The organism is Kitasatospora sp. NPDC038210 (assembly GCF_055600605.1).
In genome coordinates, this window is the sequence record NZ_JBVJYK010000011.1 from 158,653 (window position 1) to 174,905 (window position 16,253).

At 73.7% G+C, this 16,253-nt stretch carries 18 protein-coding genes; 13 read left to right on the top strand and 5 right to left on the bottom strand.

Features of this window, described 5'->3' with window-relative positions; genetic code table 11:
* The first annotated feature begins 106 nt into the window (after positions 1-106).
* The 3 genes from ACZ7KX_RS22945 to ACZ7KX_RS22955 all read left to right on the top strand — a co-directional run bounded on the left by ACZ7KX_RS22945 (position 107) and on the right by ACZ7KX_RS22955 (position 1,259).
* Positions 107-724, top strand: a complete 618-nt coding sequence (locus tag ACZ7KX_RS22945) for an SRPBCC family protein (protein ID WP_470328071.1) — start codon at positions 107-109, stop codon at positions 722-724.
* A gap of 87 nt (positions 725-811) precedes the next feature.
* On the top strand, positions 812-985 hold the full coding sequence (locus ACZ7KX_RS22950; protein ID WP_396546545.1) for a CsbD family protein: 174 nt from the start codon (positions 812-814) through the stop codon (positions 983-985).
* Positions 986-1,064: 79 nt separating this feature from the next.
* Entirely contained in the window at positions 1,065-1,259 is a 195-nt protein-coding gene (locus ACZ7KX_RS22955) for a hypothetical protein (protein ID WP_470328072.1), read from the top strand.
* Positions 1,260-1,461: 202 nt separating this feature from the next.
* On the opposite strand, the gene ACZ7KX_RS22960 is transcribed toward ACZ7KX_RS22955, so the two are convergent.
* A complete protein-coding gene (locus ACZ7KX_RS22960; RefSeq protein WP_470328197.1) occupies positions 1,462-2,865 on the bottom strand; it encodes an FAD-dependent monooxygenase in 1,404 nt (467 codons plus the stop codon).
* Positions 2,866-2,950: 85 nt separating this feature from the next.
* On the opposite strand from ACZ7KX_RS22960, the gene ACZ7KX_RS22965 reads away from it, so the two are divergent.
* From ACZ7KX_RS22965 to ACZ7KX_RS22990, 6 genes are all read left to right on the top strand, one after another.
* A complete protein-coding gene (locus ACZ7KX_RS22965; RefSeq protein ID WP_470328073.1) occupies positions 2,951-3,610 on the top strand; it encodes a TetR/AcrR family transcriptional regulator C-terminal domain-containing protein in 660 nt (219 codons plus the stop codon).
* A 249-nt stretch (positions 3,611-3,859) separates the two neighbouring features.
* On the top strand, positions 3,860-5,686 hold the full coding sequence (locus tag ACZ7KX_RS22970) for a phospholipase C (protein ID WP_470328074.1): 1,827 nt from the start codon (positions 3,860-3,862) through the stop codon (positions 5,684-5,686).
* Positions 5,687-5,952: 266 nt separating this feature from the next.
* On the top strand, positions 5,953-6,732 hold the full coding sequence (locus ACZ7KX_RS22975; RefSeq protein WP_470328075.1) for an HAD-IIA family hydrolase: 780 nt from the start codon (positions 5,953-5,955) through the stop codon (positions 6,730-6,732).
* 83 nt (positions 6,733-6,815) lie between these two features.
* Entirely contained in the window at positions 6,816-7,346 is a 531-nt protein-coding gene (locus ACZ7KX_RS22980; RefSeq protein ID WP_470328076.1) for a hypothetical protein, read from the top strand.
* 116 nt (positions 7,347-7,462) lie between these two features.
* Positions 7,463-7,915, top strand: a complete 453-nt coding sequence (locus ACZ7KX_RS22985) for a DUF6343 family protein (protein WP_470328077.1) — start codon at positions 7,463-7,465, stop codon at positions 7,913-7,915.
* Positions 7,916-8,122: 207 nt separating this feature from the next.
* Complete coding sequence (locus ACZ7KX_RS22990; protein ID WP_350524708.1) at positions 8,123-8,347, top strand: hypothetical protein; 225 nt, start codon at positions 8,123-8,125, stop codon at positions 8,345-8,347.
* A gap of 190 nt (positions 8,348-8,537) precedes the next feature.
* Here the strand turns inward: ACZ7KX_RS22990 and ACZ7KX_RS22995 are convergent, their stop codons facing one another.
* Positions 8,538-8,774, bottom strand: coding sequence for a DUF6296 family protein (locus tag ACZ7KX_RS22995; protein ID WP_470328078.1), 237 nt, complete (start codon positions 8,772-8,774; stop codon positions 8,538-8,540).
* A 186-nt stretch (positions 8,775-8,960) separates the two neighbouring features.
* Between ACZ7KX_RS22995 and ACZ7KX_RS23000 the strand changes: the two genes are divergently transcribed.
* Positions 8,961-9,644 carry a DUF6328 family protein gene (locus tag ACZ7KX_RS23000; protein WP_470328079.1) on the top strand — a complete coding sequence of 228 codons (684 nt, stop codon included), beginning with the start codon at positions 8,961-8,963 and terminating at the stop codon, positions 9,642-9,644.
* 156 nt (positions 9,645-9,800) lie between these two features.
* Entirely contained in the window at positions 9,801-11,099 is a 1,299-nt protein-coding gene (locus ACZ7KX_RS23005) for an AI-2E family transporter (RefSeq protein ID WP_470328080.1), read from the top strand.
* On the opposite strand, the gene ACZ7KX_RS23010 is transcribed toward ACZ7KX_RS23005, so the two are convergent.
* A complete protein-coding gene (locus ACZ7KX_RS23010) occupies positions 11,001-11,324 on the bottom strand; it encodes a hypothetical protein (protein ID WP_470328081.1) in 324 nt (107 codons plus the stop codon). The genes ACZ7KX_RS23005 and ACZ7KX_RS23010 overlap by 99 nt on opposite strands.
* A 311-nt stretch (positions 11,325-11,635) precedes the next feature.
* Here ACZ7KX_RS23010 and ACZ7KX_RS23015 point away from each other — a divergent pair, with 311 nt between their 5' ends.
* Positions 11,636-12,433: a sigma 54 modulation/S30EA ribosomal C-terminal domain-containing protein gene (locus ACZ7KX_RS23015; protein ID WP_470328082.1), complete on the top strand. Its 798-nt coding sequence runs from the start codon at positions 11,636-11,638 to the stop codon at positions 12,431-12,433.
* Between the two features lie 94 nt (positions 12,434-12,527).
* On the opposite strand, the gene lpdA is transcribed toward ACZ7KX_RS23015, so the two are convergent.
* Positions 12,528-13,934 carry a dihydrolipoyl dehydrogenase gene (gene lpdA / locus ACZ7KX_RS23020; protein WP_470328083.1) on the bottom strand — a complete coding sequence of 469 codons (1,407 nt, stop codon included), beginning with the start codon at positions 13,932-13,934 and terminating at the stop codon, positions 12,528-12,530.
* 294 nt (positions 13,935-14,228) lie between these two features.
* On the bottom strand, positions 14,229-15,752 hold the full coding sequence (locus tag ACZ7KX_RS23025) for a M28 family metallopeptidase (protein ID WP_470328198.1): 1,524 nt from the start codon (positions 15,750-15,752) through the stop codon (positions 14,229-14,231).
* A 283-nt stretch (positions 15,753-16,035) separates the two neighbouring features.
* Here ACZ7KX_RS23025 and ACZ7KX_RS23030 point away from each other — a divergent pair, with 283 nt between their 5' ends.
* Positions 16,036-16,212 carry an antitoxin gene (locus ACZ7KX_RS23030; protein WP_350524715.1) on the top strand — a complete coding sequence of 59 codons (177 nt, stop codon included), beginning with the start codon at positions 16,036-16,038 and terminating at the stop codon, positions 16,210-16,212.
* Positions 16,213-16,253: the final 41 nt, after the last annotated feature.

Consider the following 16,253-nt stretch of genomic DNA (forward strand, 5'->3'; position numbering starts at 1 on the left):
ACGCCCCGGGCGCCGAGGAGTTAGAACTTCTAACGAACGCATGAGCATCTAGCTCACCGCGAACCGCGCCGTCCGTCCCGACGGCCCGTCAGCGAAGGGGACTCCCGTGTCCGCGATCCGCCGCGCCGCCCTCGTCACCGTCCCGCTCGTCCTCGGCCTGCTCGGCACCGCCGCCGCGCCCGCCGGGGCCACCGCCTCCCACCGCGACGCCCCCCTCACCTGCCGCGGGGCCGGCGTCGACCCCGACGCGCAGGTCCGGTACCGGACCGAGACGGTCGTCCACGCGCCGCTGCGCACCGTCTGGAAGCTGCAGACCGACGTCGCGCGCTGGCCCGCCTGGCAGGCCACCGTGGCGACCGCCGAGCGCCTCGACCACGGACCGCTGCGCCCGGGCTCCGCGTTCCGGTGGACCACCCCGCTGCCGCCGAACCCCGCCACCACGGCCACCAGCCTCGACATCACCTCGACCGTGCAGCAGCTGCGGCCCGGCTCCTGCATCCGCTGGACCGGCCCGGCCGACGCCGCGGGGCTGCACATCGACGGCGTCCACGTGTGGAACTTCACCGAGGTCGACGGCGGCGTCCTGGTCCGCACCGAGGAGACCCACACCGGCCCCCAGGTCGACGCGAACGCCCCTGCCGCCACCGCGCTCCTGCGCCAGGGCCTGGAGGGCTGGCTGCACGACCTGAAGGCCGCCGCCGAGGCCGGCGCGCGGACGAACTGACCGCGCGCCACGGCGCATGGAACCCGGCCCCCGGGGCAGACGCGGCCCGGGGCGGACTTCGCCCCGTCGACGAGAGGAGCACCTGCCATGGGCACCGACGACAAGATGCGCAACATGGCGGAGAAGGCCGGCGGGAAGGCCAAGGAAGCCGTCGGCAAGGTCACCGGCGACCGTTCGACCGAGCTCAAGGGCAAGGGCGAACAGGTGACGAGCGACCTGAAGCAGGCCGGCGAGAAGATCAAGGACGCGGGGAAGCACTGACCCGGCGGGGTGGGGACCGTCATCGGACGGTCCCCACCCGCTGTGGCCCGCACCGCACCCGGTCGAGGAGGCGAATGCCGTGACCGACGTGACCGACCAGGATCAGCCCGTCCCCGGGGACCCCCCGCAGGCGGTCGAGACCCCTGAGTCCCGGATGACCGGCGAGGGCTCGCCGCCGCCCGAGCACGAGGAGGAGAAGGGGCCGCAGGACGGCCCGGAGTACGCGACGACCGAACCGGCCCACGACCCGGGGCCGAACGAGCCGCCCGACTGACCCGACGAATCCGCTGATCACACGGGTCCGCCGATCGGACGTCGCCGCGGCCGCCTCGCCGACCGCCTGCCACCGGAGCCGCCGCCGGGGCCGTCGCCGGAGCCGTCACCGGGACGGACCGCGGACGGGAGGCCCGGCTCCGCCCGCGGTGGCACCGATCCGCCGCGCCCCCTCCCCCGCCCCGGAGGCGTCGCCCGGACGGTCAGCCGGCGAGCAGGCCGTGGCGGGCCGCGTAGTCCGCGAGGCCGTCGGGGGTGCTTCCGGCCCAGCCGAGGTAGCCGTCGGGCCGGACCAGGAACACGCCGGTCCCGTACGCCTCGTAGGCGGGGATGCGGACGACCGGAGCGGTGACGCCGGGCAGCGGGTCGTCGGTGCCGACGGCGAGCAGGGTCCAGTGCGGGCCGCGGAAGGCGTCGAACAGGCGGGTGCCGCCCCGGCGGCCGTCGGGGGCGCGGTCACCGGCCCGCAGCGCGTCCTCCGGGAGGTCCGGGCGGGTGTCCACGGCGAGCGAGGACTCCCGGTAGCCGAGGCCGAGTTGCTGGGTGGCCCGGCCGCGGCGCTGCTCGCCCCGGTGGACGCGGGTCGACAGGGCGAGCATCGCCGCCGCGTTGGCCCGGCGCTCCTCCTCGTAGGTGTCCAGCAGCGACGCGTCCGCGCGGCCGGCCAGGACGGCGGCGAGCTTCCAGGCCAGGTTGTACGCGTCCTGGACGCTGGTGTTGAGGCCCTGCCCGCCGGCCGGCGAGTGGACGTGCGCGGCGTCGCCGGCGAGGAAGACCCGGCCTGCGCGGAAGCGGTCGGCGAGCGCCGCGCGCGGGCGGAACTCGGAGGCCCACCGCAGCTCGGTGACCTGTTCGGCGGTCAGGTGGGAGCGGGCGGCGACCACCGCGCGCAGACCGTCGAGGGTGTGCTCCACGGCCGCCCCCTCGGGGAACTGGGCGACCAGCTGGTAGTCCTCGGTGCCGCCCAGCGGGCAGATCGCCAGCAGGCCGTCGTCGGACCGGAACACGTGCCAGTGTTCGCGGTCCAGCCCGGTCACCCGTACGTCCGCGACCAGCATGGGGGCCGGGTCGACCGTCTCGCCGGTCATCCCGATGCCGAGCAGCCGCCGGACGGTCGAGCGTCCGCCGTCGGCCGCGACGAGGTAGCGGGCCCGGACCGGCGCGCCGGTGGCGAACCCGGCGGTCACGCCCTCCTCGTCCTGGGTGAGGGCGACCAGCTCGCGGCCGAACGCGACCTCGCCGCCCAGTTCGCGCAGCCGCTCGTGGAGGACCTGCTGGGTGCGCCACTGGGGCAGCATCAGCGTCTCGGTGTACGGCTCGGGCTCGGACGGCTCGGTCGGGTCGTACATGCTCTGCCCGTCCTGCGGCTCACCGTCCTTCCAGAACAGGGTGGGCGGGTAGTGGCCCGCGACCGCGCGGACCCGGTCGAGCACGCCGAAGTCGTCGAGGACCTCCAGCGTGCGCGGCTGCAGGCCCTTGCCGCGCGAGCCGGGGAAGAGTTCCGCGCCGCGCTCGACCGGCAGCGCGGTGACGCCGTGCCGGGCGAGGTCGAGTGCGAGGGCGAGGCCGGTGGGCCCGGCGCCGATGATCAGGACGTCCGTTTGCATGCCGAGAGCAGTCACGGCAACCCCCTTAACGTTGTTAAGCAGCCGATGCCGGAAGCGTGCACTTAACGGCGTTAAACTGTCAAGCGTGACCCCGCAGAAGACCCCCAAGCTCGACCGCAAGCAGGTCGTCGACGCCGCACTGAAGCTGCTCAACGAGGTCGGCCTCGACGGCCTCACCCTGCGCGCCATCGCCGCCGAGCTCGACGTCAAGGCACCCGCGCTCTACTGGCACTTCAAGGACAAGCAGGCGCTGCTGGACGAGATGGCGACCGAGATCATGCGCCGCATGACGGCCCGGACCGCCGAGGCGGGCGACGGACGGCGCACCTGCGACTGGCGGGACGCCTACCTCACGACGATGCGCACCCTGCGCGCCGAGCTGCTGCGCTACCGCGACGGCGCCAAGGTGTACAGCGGCGCCCGGTTCACCGACACCTCGTACGCGGCCGGCCTGGACGCCTCGCTGCGCCTGCTGATCGACGCCGGCTTCACCCTGGCCACCGCCACCCGGGCCTGGTACACGGCGTACAGCTACACCATCGGCTACGTCATCGAGGAGCAGGCCATGGCGCCCAATCCGTTCGACGGCGACGAGGGCTACGACGTCGAGGCCCGCGCCGACCGGCTGTCCGCCCACCCGCTCGCCGCCGAGGCGGGCCGGGTGATGTTCGTGGACTTCGACGAGGGCTTCGAACAGGGACTGGCCCTGGTGCTGGTCGGGACCGAGTCCCTGCTCGTCGACTGACGGCCGGTCGACCGCCGGGCCTCGAAAGGCGGTTGACGAACCATCCGCCGCCCGACCGCACCCGAACCGATTCGAAGCCCGAAGGCTCCCCCTCGGACCACCCCGGTTCATTCCGGGTTCACATGCACATGTAAATTGCGTTCACCTCGCCCGTCTACCTTCATGGCGCCCCGCCACTCCAAGATCCACCCGAAGCTCCACGCGGCGGGGCCCGACTCCGAAAATGACATGACGTTCGAGGTACCAACCATGCACGCAGTTCCCACCCGCTCACGGTGGCTCCGGCACGGCGCCGGCCTGGTCGGCGCGCTCTCGCTGACGACCTTCGGCGGCGCGCCCGCGGCCTTCGCGGCCGACGCCCCGCAGACCTCCACCCCGGTCAAGCACCTGGTGGTGATCTTCCAGGAGAACGTCTCCTTCGACCACTACTTCGGCACCTACCCGAACGCGGCCAACACCGCCGACGACAAGGTGAAGTTCACCGCCAAGCCCGGCACCCCGAAGGTCGACGGCCTCTCCGACGACCTGCTCCACCACAACCCGAACGGGACCAACCCGAAGCGGCTGAGCCCGGCCCAGGCCGTCACCTGCGACCAGGACCACACCTACAAGGACGAGCAACTCGCCTTCGACGGCGGCAAGATGGACAAGTTCGTCGAGCACACCGACGTCGAGAGCTGCAAGGCCCCGATGTTCACCCAGCCCGGCCTGGTGATGGACTACTACGACGGCAACACCGTCACCGGCATGTGGAACTACGCCCAGCGCTTCGCGATGAGCGACAACTCCTTCGGCACCAACTACGGCCCGTCCACCCCCGGCGCGCTCAACCTGATCTCCGGGCAGTTGCACGGCGGTTACCCGGTGGACCCGAAGACCGGCCAGAAGACCACCGACGCCTACGTGGTCGCCTCCCCGGACGCCAACGGCGTCGGCACCGTCATCAACGACCCGGACCCGGGCTACGACGAGTGCTCCAACCCCCAGCACAACCAGCTGGTCATGACCGGCAAGAACGTAGGCGACCTGCTCAACGACAAGGGCGTCAGCTGGGGCTGGTTCCAGGGCGGCTTCAAGCCGACCGGCGACAAGGACGGCAAGGCCGTCTGCGGGGCCGCGCACGACAACATCGTGGGCGCCTCCCAGACCGACTACAACCCGCACCACGAGCCGTTCCAGTACTACAAGTCCACGGCGAACCCGAAGCACCAGGCGCCCAAGGACGTGGACGAGATCGGCCACAACGGCCAGGCCAACCACCAGTACGACCTGACCGACTTCGACGCCGCCCTGCAGCACGGCAACCTGCCCGCCGTCAGCTACCTCAAGGCCGCCAACTACCAGGACGGCCACGCGGGTTACTCCGACCCGCTGGACGAGCAGCACTTCGTCGTGGACACCCTGAACAAGCTGCAGAAGTCCAAGGACTGGGCCTCCACCGCCGTCGTCATCGCCTACGACGACTCGGACGGCTGGTACGACCACAAGTTCGCCGAGCCCGTCAACGGCTCGCGGGACGCCGCCAACGACGGCCTCAACGGCCCCGGCCAGTGCGGCAAGGACGCCGGGTGGGGCGGCTACGCCGACCGCTGTGGCTTCGGCCCGCGCCTGCCGCTGCTGGTGGCCTCCCCGTTCGCCAAGGCCAACTTCGTCGACCACACGCAGACCGACCAGACCTCGATCCTGCGCTTCGTCGAGGACAACTGGAAGACCGGCCGGATCGGCGACTTCTCCTTCGACGAGCACGCCGCCTCCATCGAGGGCATGTTCGACTTCAAGAACCCGCAGCAGGCGACCCTCCTGCTCGACCCCGCCACCGGCCAGCCGGCCGGCACCGCCACCCCGACCGGCGGGCCCACCGGCGGTGCTTCGACCTCCGCCCCGGCCGGCCCGACGGACGGCTCCGGCAGCGGCACCGCCGTCGCGGCACCCACCAGCGGCGCGTCCGGCCCCGCGCTGGCCACGACCGGCGCGGACTCCAACACCCTGCCGATCGCGGCCACGGCCGTGGCGCTGCTGGCGCTCGGCGGCGGCGCGGTGTACGTCACCCGCCGCCGGCGCGGCCGCCGCGCCTGACGACCCGTCCGGCGCGCGCCGTCTCCGGGGGCGCCGGTGACGCGCGCGGTGACGCGCGGCAATGCGTGTGACGCTCGGAGACGCGTGTGACACGCGGTGACCCGACACCGCCGGGCCCTCCACGGGCCCGGCGGTGTCCGCGCGTCCGGGGCGGGCAGGGGCCGTGAACCCACCCACCGGGGCCTGCGCATCGGGCCTGCCCACCGGGACCTGCGCACCGGCTCGGCAGCGCGCCGCGGCCGGTGTCGCTCGTTAGGGTCGGGAGCATGGGACGAGGCCAGGCGGCACTGCTCGACATCGACGGCGTGCTCACGATCGGCTGGAAGCCGCTCCCGGGCGCCGTGGAAGCCCTCCGGCGGCTGGACGACGACGGCGTCCGGTACGTGCTGCTGACCAACACCACCTCCCGCACCCGTCGTTCGATCGCCGACACGCTCGCCGCGCACGGCTTCCCGGTCGGCATCGAGCAGGTGCTCACCGCACCCGCCGCCACCGCCGAACGCCTCGCCGGCACCCGATGCCTGCTGCTCAACAGCGGCGACATCGAGGACGACCTGGCCCCGCTGCGGCTGGTGGACGACCCGGCGGACGCCGAGGTGGTGCTGGTCGGCGGCGCCGGGCCCGAGTTCGGGTACCGGGCGCTCGACCGGGCCTTCGCCGCCCTCCGCGGCGGGGCACGCCTGGTCGCCATGCACCGCAACGCCTACTGGCGGACCCCGGAGGGCCTCCGGCTGGACAGCGGCGCCTTCGTCGCGGGGCTGGAGTACGCGACCGGCGTCCGGGCCGAGGTGGTCGGCAAACCGGCCGGGGCCTTCTTCGCCGCGGCCCTGGCCCACCTGGGGGTCTCGGCGGCCGAGGCGGTGATGGTCGGGGACGACATCGAGTCGGACGTGCTCGGGGCGCAGCACCACGGGATCGGCGGCGTGCTGGTCCGCACCGGCAAGGCGGCCCCCGGCGCGCCGGAGCGGGGGAACGGCGAGCCCGACCACGTGCTCGACTCGGTGGCGGACCTGCCGGAGCTGCTGACCCGGCTGCGCGCGGGCTGAGGTCGCGGCAGGCCGGGGTGCGCGAGCCGCGTGATCGGTCGTAGAACGGAAGGGAACGAACCCGACCGGGAGGAGGCGCGGCCATGGGCCTGCCCCTGGCGGCCGGACACGTGCTCGTCCGGCTCGGCGACGGCCCGCAGCAGGCGGCGGAGGCGGTGCTCGACGCGCTGGAGGCCGCCTTCCCCACCCACACCGGGCGCGGGCGGACCAGGATCGGCAACGCGTGGGAGGACCCTGCCACCGTGACCTCGGAGGGCACCCGGGTGGTGGCCGGAGCCCAGCCCGACGGCGTCTCGGTGCGCCTCTCCCAGTCCTTCGACGCGCGTGATCCGCGCGATCCGCGGGTTCCACGCGATCCGCACGACCCTGATGTTCCGTACGACCCGCGCCTTCCGCCGGGAGCCCGGGAGTCGCCCGGAACCGGGAGCCCGGACGGGCCGGAGCGCCCGATCGCCCTGGCGGGCGGAGTAGGCGCGGACCTGCTCGGCTCGCCCGATGACGTCCGACGGGTGCTGAGCGTGCTCGCCGGGCTCTGCGCGACGGAGGAGGAGTCGCGCGAGGAGCAGGGCCCCCAGCTGGCCGTACGGCTGCGCCTCGGGCGACCGCACGGGTAGCGGGCGTGCTGGGGAGGACTTCGGGAGTGGCCGCGCGTGTGCCACCGCCGTGCCGGGGCAGACGCGGACGGCAGCAGACCGGTCACCCAGACCGACCGCTCCGTTCGGGGGCCACCATGGCCGTACAACGCAGACCGGGCTTCCTCCACGGGACCCGACGCCGGGCGGGCGAGCGCCACGACTTCCGGCACGCCCCGCAGGGCCCCGGCCGGACCACACCCCGGCTCCGCCCGCAGGACACGGTGCGCCGGGGCAGCGAACCCGTGACCGCGCGTTCGGACCTTGAGCTGCGCCGCATGCTGTCCCGGGTCTTCCTGGTCCTGTTCGTCCTCGGGACGGCGGCCTTCGCCGTCCTCGCCGCCCTGGCCTCCCCCGGCCCGGCCCCGAACCAGGGCAGCTACGCATTCTTCGCGGCGTTGTGCGCGGCTTTCGCCGGCCTCGCGGCGCTCGACCTGCTGGTGCTCCGGCGTCGGCCGGCGGCGGGGCAGGGCCGCGACCGCGGAACCCCTGCCGCGGGTCGTCCGCCACGAGCCGGACGGCGGTGGCAGGGGTCCGACGGCACGCGGTGAGGCCCGGATCGTCGTCGTCGCCCGGCCTCCGGTTCCGCGGTCTTCGAGAAGTCCCGGCGGCGGCGGTACTCGGCCAGGGTGTCGTTCATCGGGGGTCCTTCACGGGATGTCCTTCACAACCATCCCACCGGGTCTGGCCCGGTGGCCGTTCGGAAGACCCCCGGAGAGCATGGACTGACCGAGCCCCAGCGATCCGGAGGTAGCGCCGTGTACGAGATGTGGGCCGAGCACGACCCGGCGGTGTCCCCGCCCGCCGTGGTGTGGCACGTGGTGGCGAAGGACGACGCGTCGTCCTCGCTGTGCGGACGGTTCCTCGAACCGTCCCAGCGCGTCGTCCCGGCGGGGGACGGCACCGACTCGGCCGGGCCGGACCGGTACTGCGATCCCTGCCTGGTCACCGTGCGTGAGGCCCTGGCGGCCAGCGCCCGGTAGCGGTCCCGTCAGCCCCGTCACGGACGACGCCCGTCCCGGTTCCCGTCCCGTTCCCGCGTCGGTGCCCGCGACGGCGCCCGGGCCGGCCCTCCTTCCGGCACGCGTCACGGCGGACGCCGCGGCCTCGACCGCGGCGTCCGTCCTCCGTCCTCCGTCGGCCGCGGCGCCCCGTGGTCGCGGCCCTCGTTCGTCACGGCAGTGGCACGGCCAGCAGACAGGGGTGTCGGCTGCCGGTTCCCCGGGCGGCGAGGACCGTGGCCACCTCGCCGCTGATCTCCACCCGGAGTGCACCGTCCGTACTCTCCCAGACGAAGCCTCCGTCGGGCCCCACGGTCTGCGTCTCGTGAACGACGACGACGGCCGGTGGAGCGTGCCCGCCGATCGGGCCGGGGAGCGTCACCGCGTAGCGGTGCGTGAGGCTTCCCATGACGGCCTCCTTCTCCCCCCACCCTGTCCCATCGATTCTCCTCCCGCACCAGGCCAGTTGTACACGGACCGCCCGCTTGTTCCGGCAGCCCGCGGTGACCGGCCGCTGCAAGGGAGTCCGGCTCGGCGTTTGCCCGCTCCGGGCCCGGCTACACGCACCGGTGGAGCAGGACTCGGAGGCGATCCCATGACCACGACGCCGGACACCGGCCGGACCGGCCCCGCCGATCGCCGGGCCGCACGCCGGACCGGACGCCGGGAGTCGCCCGAGGAACGGGCGGACCGGCGCTGGAGCGACCTGCTCCAGGAGGTGCGCGTCGCCCAGACCGGCTCCCAGGTGCTCTTCGGCTTCCTGCTGAGCGTGGTCTTCATGGCCCGCTTCCCCGGGCTCAGCGACTTCGACCAGGGCCTGTACGTGGCCACCGTCGTCCTCGGCGCACTCGCCACCGGCTCGCTCGCCGCCCCGGTCGCCTACCACCGGATCTTCGCCGGGCACCGCCTCAAGCCCCAACTGGTGACCGCGGCGGCCCGGTTGGTGACGACCGGGCTGGTGCTGCTGGCGCTGACCATCAGCTCCGCGCTGCTGCTCCTGCTCCGGGTCGCGACCGACGACTCGGCCTCCTCCAGCTTGATCGCCGGAGCCGTCATGCTCTGGTTCCTGTGCACCTGGCGGCTCCTCCCGGTCCTGCACCTGCACCGGCACGACGGGCGGCTCTCCTCACCGCCCGCCGGAGCCGGGCCGCCCGTGCGCGACCCGCCGGTTTCCGACCCGCGGGTGTCGGACCCGCCGACGGCCGGTTCGACGACGGCCGACCCGCCGACGGCCGACGCGGCCAGGGCCGCCCCGCCCGCGCCCGGCTCGCCGCCGTGACACGGGCGCGCCCGACGCCGCGTGCGCGCCGCACACGGCAGGTGCGAGACGGCCCCGCCGGAGAGACTGGGTGCAGGACTTCCACCGGGGAGGCTTCCATGGACAGCAGAGTCACCACCGCGGACCGCATGACCGGGTCCTCGGCATGAGGCGCCGGTGAGCCCCCGCCCGGGGCACGAGCCGCCCGGTTCCACCGGAACGGGCCGCCGGGCCGTGCCGCTCGGCAGCCGCCGCCCCCGGGTGACGCCGCGCCGCGAAGGCTCGACGGCGCCGCCCGGGGGCCGGACGCCCTCCGCCGAACGGGTGCCCGCCGGGCTGCGGACCGCCGCCGGGTACGCCTGGCGCCTGGGGCTGCTCGGCGTCGGCGCCTACCTGGTGGTGGACGTCCTGACCCGGCTCGAACTGCCGCTGATCGCGCTGTTCCTGGCCCTGGTCGTCACCTCGGTGCTGCGCCCGCTGGTCGACCTGCTGGCGAGGGTGACGCCCCGCTCGCTGGCCGTCCTGCTCGCCTTCCTCTGCACCATCCTGGTGATCGGCGGGGTCCTGACGCTGGTGGGCACCACCGTCGCCGACGAGTGGAACCGACTGGGCAACGAGCTGCGTGGCGGCCTCGGCCGGATCGACCGCTGGCTGACCGGCTCCCCCTTCCACCTGCGACCCGGCACCGTCACCGACCTGCGGGCCAAGATCGGCGAATTCATCGCCGCCCACCGCTCGACGCTGGTCAGCACGGCGCTCAGCGGCGCCGGTCGGGCCGTCGAACTGCTCACCGGCGTCGCGCTCGCGGTGTTCTGCTCGGTGTTCTTCCTGCACTCCGGCGACCGGATGTGGTCCTGGGCCCAGCACCAGCTGCCCATTGGCAGCCGTACGGTCTGGGACCGGGCCGGGCGGGCGGCCTGGCGCACCTTCGCCGGCTACACGCGCGGCGTGCTGATCGTGGCGGCGACCAATGCGGTGCTGGTCGGCATCGCCCTGTCGATCCTCGGAGTGCCGCTGGTCCTGCCGCTGACCGTGCTGGAGTTCGTCGCGGCGCTCATCCCGCTGATCGGCTCCCCGATCGCCCTGGCCGTCGCCTCCCTGGTCGCCCTGGCGGCCCGCGGTCCGGTGATCGCGCTGCTGGTGCTCGCCCTGATCGTGGTCATCGGCCAGATCGAGGGCCACCTGCTGCACCCGCTGGTGCTCGGCTGGTCGGTCCGGATCCACCCGGTGGTCATCGCCCTGTCGGTGACCGGCGGCGCCGTCCTGGCCGGTGTCCTGGGCGCGGTGGTGGCGGTACCGGTGGTGTCGGTCGCCTGGGCGGTGACCGGCGAACTCCGCGACATCCGGGCCGAACGCGCCCCGGGCGGGCGCTCACGGTCACGGCCGGCTCCCCCGGCGGCGGGCGACCAGCCGCACGGCCGAAAGGACGAGCGTCGCCGCCCAGATCGGGCCCAAGGCGGCAAGGACGGCCGCTGAGTGCGCATCGGCGCTGACCAGCAGCAGGCCCGCCGACAGGGCGAGCAGGACCGACAGCACGGACGGCGGCACCCGGGCGGCGGCCCTCAGCGCGCCGCCCGGCACCGAGCGGGGACCGCGCCGCACGGTGCGCAGGGCGCGGTCCGGTCGGCCGTCCGCACGCAGGTCGAACTCGATCTCGGCCAGGATCCGCAGCTCCCGACGCGAGAGTGCCGGGCCGTCCATCGTCTCCACTCCGGTCCCCCGGTTGGGCGGCTGCCCATCGCGGCCCGGCCCACCCTCCGGTGCGGCCGGGGAGGCACTGAGCGGGAGAGGAGGGACGGGACGGGCGCAGAAGCAGGGACGGCCCGGGGGCACCGACCACAGATGGAGGGACGGCCCGGGCGACCCCGGCCTTCCCGGCGTGGCCGGGCCTGCGGTGCAGGTCAATGCCCGGCGGGCCCATGAGGTGGGGTCGTTGGGCCCTGGCCGGGGAGGCTCAGGGGTCGGGATTCTGATCGACGGATGCGCCGGACGGGAGTGGAAGGGCCTGGGTGATGGGCGAGTTGGTGGCGGTGAGGGCGTTCGAGGGGCTGACGGGCGAGGTCCTGGCCGAGGCGCGGTCCCGGGTCGCCGCCGCGGCGGTGGCTCCCGGGGTGGGGACGCTGGTGGAGGCGCTGCGGATCAGGCTGGCGTCCGTGGCCGGCGGTGTGCTGGCGCAGGTGAACGCGGAGGTGGACGGGCGGCGGATCCGCGTGCAGGAGGTCGCGGCCGGGCTGGGCGACTCGCTCGACCGGGTCGCCGACGCGCTGCGCGGCAGGATCCGGGCGGTCACCGGCGCGTGGGCGCCGCGCCCGTGGCCCGGCCACCGGACCGCCGCGCTCGCCGTCCCCTTCGTCCCGACCGTCCCGACCTTCGCGCACTCCGAGACCGGCGACGCCGTCGGCGCGGGCGCGGGCGCGGGCGCGGGCGCGGACTCCCGGATCGTCCGGCGCAAGGAGCCCGCGCTGGTGTGGTGCTCGCCGGAGGCGGCCGCCCGGACGATGGACGCGATGGACTACGACATCCACCTCTTCACCGATCCGGCGACCGAGACCGATGCCGTCGTCTACCGCGTCGGGCCCACCGGCTACCGCCTCGCCCGGACCGTCGCCGCCGGGCCGCCCGGGCGCCGCACCGTGCCGATCACCCTGAGTCCGAACGGCGCGCCCCGGCTGACCGAGGCGCAGGCCGTCGAGCGACTGGAGGGCGCCGGGCTGCCGTTCCTGTTCTTCGCGCAGCCCGCCGACGGGCGCGGCCGCGTGCTCTACCGGCGCTTCGACGGCCGGCTCGGCCTGATCGCGGGCCGGGTCTGAGGACCGCCCGCCCCGACGCGCGGTGCCCCGTCGAACTGCTGCTCGACGGGGCACGGCGGGCACGGCGGGCACGACGGCCGTCAGGACTGCTGCGTCACATGTTGATCATGTGACCGGCGAGGCCGTGGATGGCCTCCTTGACCGCCTCGCCCAGGGTCGGGTGGGCGTGCACGTTGCGGGCGACCTCGTGGACGGTCAGGTCCCACTGCTGGGCCAGCGTCAGCTCGGGCAGCAGCTCGGTGACCTCGGGGCCGATCAGGTGGGCGCCGAGCAGCTCGCCGTGCGTGTTGTCGCTGATGACCTTGACGAAGCCGATCGGGTGGCCGACGCCGTGCGCCTTGCCGTTGGCGGTGAACGGGAACTTGGCGACCTTGACGTCGTAGCCCAGCTCGCGGGCCTGTGCCTCGGTGTAGCCGAAGGAGGCGATCTGCGGCTGGCAGTAGGTGGCGCGCGGGATCATGACGAAGTCGACCTCCATCGTCTCCGCCCCGCCGATGGTCTCGGCGGCGATCACGGCCATCGTCTCGGCGGCGTGCGCGAGCATCAGCTTGGCGGTGACGTCACCGATGGCGAAGATGTGCTCGACGCTGGTGCGGCCGCGGCCGTCCACGGCGATGGCGTTGCGGTCGGTGAGCTTGACGCCGGTGTTCTCCAGGCCGTAGCCGTTGACGCGCGGCGCGAAGCCGATCGCCTGGAGCACCTTGTCGGCCTCCAGCACCTTCTGCTCGCCGTCCTTGGTGACGGTGACGCGGACCTTGGCGTTGGCGTCGCTGTCGTCGATCGACTCGACGCGGGTGGAGGTCAGCACCTCGATGCCCAGCTTGCGGTACTGCTTGGCGAGTTCCGTGGAGACCTCGACGTCCTCCAGCGGCACCACGCGGTCGAGGAACTCGACGATGGTGACCTTCACGCCGTAGTTGTGCAGCACGTACGCGAACTCGACGCCGATCGCGCCGGCGCCCGCGATGATGATGCTCTCCGGCAGCTCCTCGGTGAGGATCTGCTCCTCGTAGGTGACCACGCGGTCGCTCAGGCTGGTGCCGGGCAGCAGGCGGGTGGTGGCGCCGGCCGCGATGATGCAGTGGTCGAAGGTGACGACGTCGAAGCCGCCGCCGCTGAGCGCGACCTGGATGGTGCGGTCGTCGACGAAGGTGCCCCAGCCGTCGTACTCGGTGATGCCGTTCTTCTTCATCAGGTAGTGGACGCCCTTGACCCGGCCGTCGGCCACCGAGCGGCTGCGGCGGAACGCCTCGCCGAAGTCGAAGGTCACCTGGCCCTCGACCTTGATGCCGAAGGTCTTGGCCTCCTTGGTGAAGATGTGGGCGAGTTCGGCGTTGCGCAGCAGGGCCTTGGAGGGGATGCAGCCGACGTTGAGGCAGACGCCGCCCCAGTACTTGGCCTCGATGACCGCGACCTTCAGGCCCAGCTGGGCCGAGCGGACGGCGGCGGTGTAGCCGCCGGGGCCCGCGCCGAGGACGACGACGTCGTAGTGCGTGCTCATGTTGCTGACTCCTCCGAGGGTGTCACGGTGTCGTGATCTCGGTCCCATGGTGGCAGGACCGGGCTCGGCGCACCCATCGGGTCTCGACGGATGCGCTCCGCGCGGCACCGTACAGGCCCGGGGGCCGAATTGTCAGTGGTCTCCGCTACGGTGACCGCACCGGCGCCCACCAGGGGCGATGACGGAGGGGAGGGAGCGGATGCCGAGGTCACGCAGGGTGTTCGCCGCGCGAGCGGCGCCTACGGCGGGCGGGTGGGCCCGCCGCCCGAGGACGGCAGCGGGCCCACCCGGGCGTCAGGCCGTCACTTCGTCGGCGCAGCCGCTCACGCCGCCGGTGCCTGCGGCGCTCGCGTCGGCTGCTGCGGCCGCGGCCTTGCCGGCCGGGGACTGCGCCGGTACGGGCCGTTGCAGCGAGGAGAGGTCCCAGGCGTAGGTGCCGACGGCGTGGGCGATCACGTCGATGTTGACGTCGAAGGCCTCCATGTCGATGTTGCCCAGGTTGTCGCAGTCCTTGTGGTAGCAGGAGTCGTACGCGGCGCCCGCCGTGCCGCCGTAACGCTCCGCCTGCTCCGGGGACTTGATCTTCTCGGCGCCGGTGTCGGTGCCGCCGGCCGGGATGCCGGCGTCGATGAACGGACCGTAGTCGGAGCGGCCGTCGAAGGCGGTCGGGTCGTGCGGCCGGCCGAGGCCGTCCAGGTAGCCGGTGATGTCCCGTTCGATCTGCGCCGAGCCCTCGGGACCGGCGCCGCCGCCGGCGCTGCCGGAGCCGTTGTAGACGAACTGCGCGTGGTTGGGGGATGCGATCATGTCGAAGTTGAGGTAGAGCCGGATCTTCTTCCGATCCGCCTCGGAGAGTGACTTCACGTACGCCTCGGAGCCCTTGAGGCCGAACTCCTCGGCGGACCACCAGGCGAATCTGACCTTGTTCTTCACCGGGTGGACGTTGAGGTTCTCCGCGACCTCCAGGATGCCCGCCGAGCCGGAGCCGTTGTCGTTGATGCCCGGCCCGGCCGGGACGGAGTCGAGGTGCGCCCCGACCATCACGGTGTTCTCCGGGTCCCCGCCACGGGTCTCGGCGATGACGTTCCAGGTCTTGCGCGGTTCCATGACGGTGCGGATGTCGAGGGTCACCCGGACGGGCCCGGCGGCCGCCGCGGCGGCCAGGGCCTCGCCCGCCGCGCCGGTGATCCCGCCGGTCGGCACCTTCCCGGCCGTCGGGTCCCCGAGGGTCCCGTTGAGGTCGCCCTCGGCGTTGTTGTAGACGAGCGCCCCGATCGCGCCCGCCGCCGCCGCGGCGGCCTGCTTCTGGGCGAAGCTGCAGCCGCCGCGCCGGATCAGGGCGATCCTGCCGGTGAACCCGCCGGCCGGGTAGTCGGTGGGCGCGCAACCGGTGGTGGCGCTGACCGGGGCGACCGCCAACTCGGCGGTCAGGCCCGCCTCCGGTCCGCCCACCGAGTACGTCATGGCGATCACCGGCACGGACTCCGCCGTCGGGGACAGCACGTCGAGGCGCTGCGTGCGGGCCTCGAAGAAGGTGTACTCGAACTCCTGCTTGGACACCTTGAGACCGGCGCGCCGTGCCCGCTCGTAGACGTACTGCGCGGACTGCTCGTGGCCCTTCGAACCGGCCACCCGGGTACCGCCGTTGCGGTCGGCGAACCGCTGCAGCGCGGCCAGGGTGTCGTGGGCGGACTCGGCATCGGCGGCGTCGACCAGCCGGGCGGCCAGCTTGGCGCCCTTGCGCGCCGGGTCCGGGTCGGCCACGGCGACACCGGCACCGGCCAGCAGCAGCGGGGTGACCAGGGCGGCGACGGTCAGTGCGGCGCCCGCGCGACGCGCGGTGACGGCGGTGCGGGGGCGCCGTAACGGGGTGGCGGTGTCGGGCCTGGTGGCGTGGTCGTGCCGGGGCGAACGGTCGAGCGGGGCGGTCGAGCGACGGGTGCGCAGCTTCAAGGCGACTCCTTCCGACGGGCCGTGAACTCACGATTTGACAGGACCGGAATCGCCTTGCCAAGCCCGCCGCGCGCCCGGCGGGATGCGCGCGGGGGGATGCGCGGTGATATTGGAGGAGTGGGGCCGTCTCATCCGGGAGTGTGACCACATGTCCATGATGGATAAGCTCAAGAACCTGCTGAAGGGCCACGAGGAACAGGCCGACAAGGCCGTCGACAAGGCGGGTGACGCCGTCGACGAACGCACGCAGGGCAAGTACAGCGGCCAGGTGGACGCCGGCCAGGAGCAGATGAAGAACCAGTTCCGCGACGAGCCGCCGCAGTAGGCAGGCCGTGGCGGACGCACGGACCGGGCCGTGGCCCTCCG

Bases quoted from the DNA above. Each gene is read 5' to 3' on its own strand.
- ACZ7KX_RS22950 (WP_396546545.1), top strand. From the start codon at position 812: ATGGGCACCGACGACAAGATGCGCAACATGGCGGAGAAGGCCGGCGGG.
- ACZ7KX_RS22960 (WP_470328197.1), bottom strand. From the start codon at position 2,865: ATGCAAACGGACGTCCTGATCATCGGCGCCGGGCCCACCGGCCTCGCC.
- ACZ7KX_RS22970 (WP_470328074.1), top strand. From the start codon at position 3,860: ATGCACGCAGTTCCCACCCGCTCACGGTGGCTCCGGCACGGCGCCGGC.
- ACZ7KX_RS22975 (WP_470328075.1), top strand. From the start codon at position 5,953: ATGGGACGAGGCCAGGCGGCACTGCTCGACATCGACGGCGTGCTCACG.
- ACZ7KX_RS22980 (WP_470328076.1), top strand. From the start codon at position 6,816: ATGGGCCTGCCCCTGGCGGCCGGACACGTGCTCGTCCGGCTCGGCGAC.
- ACZ7KX_RS22985 (WP_470328077.1), top strand. From the start codon at position 7,463: ATGGCCGTACAACGCAGACCGGGCTTCCTCCACGGGACCCGACGCCGG.
- ACZ7KX_RS22995 (WP_470328078.1), bottom strand. From the start codon at position 8,774: ATGGGAAGCCTCACGCACCGCTACGCGGTGACGCTCCCCGGCCCGATC.
- ACZ7KX_RS23000 (WP_470328079.1), top strand. From the start codon at position 8,961: ATGACCACGACGCCGGACACCGGCCGGACCGGCCCCGCCGATCGCCGG.
- ACZ7KX_RS23010 (WP_470328081.1), bottom strand. From the start codon at position 11,324: ATGGACGGCCCGGCACTCTCGCGTCGGGAGCTGCGGATCCTGGCCGAG.
- ACZ7KX_RS23015 (WP_470328082.1), top strand. From the start codon at position 11,636: ATGGGCGAGTTGGTGGCGGTGAGGGCGTTCGAGGGGCTGACGGGCGAG.
- lpdA (WP_470328083.1), bottom strand. From the start codon at position 13,934: ATGAGCACGCACTACGACGTCGTCGTCCTCGGCGCGGGCCCCGGCGGC.
- ACZ7KX_RS23030 (WP_350524715.1), top strand. From the start codon at position 16,036: ATGTCCATGATGGATAAGCTCAAGAACCTGCTGAAGGGCCACGAGGAA.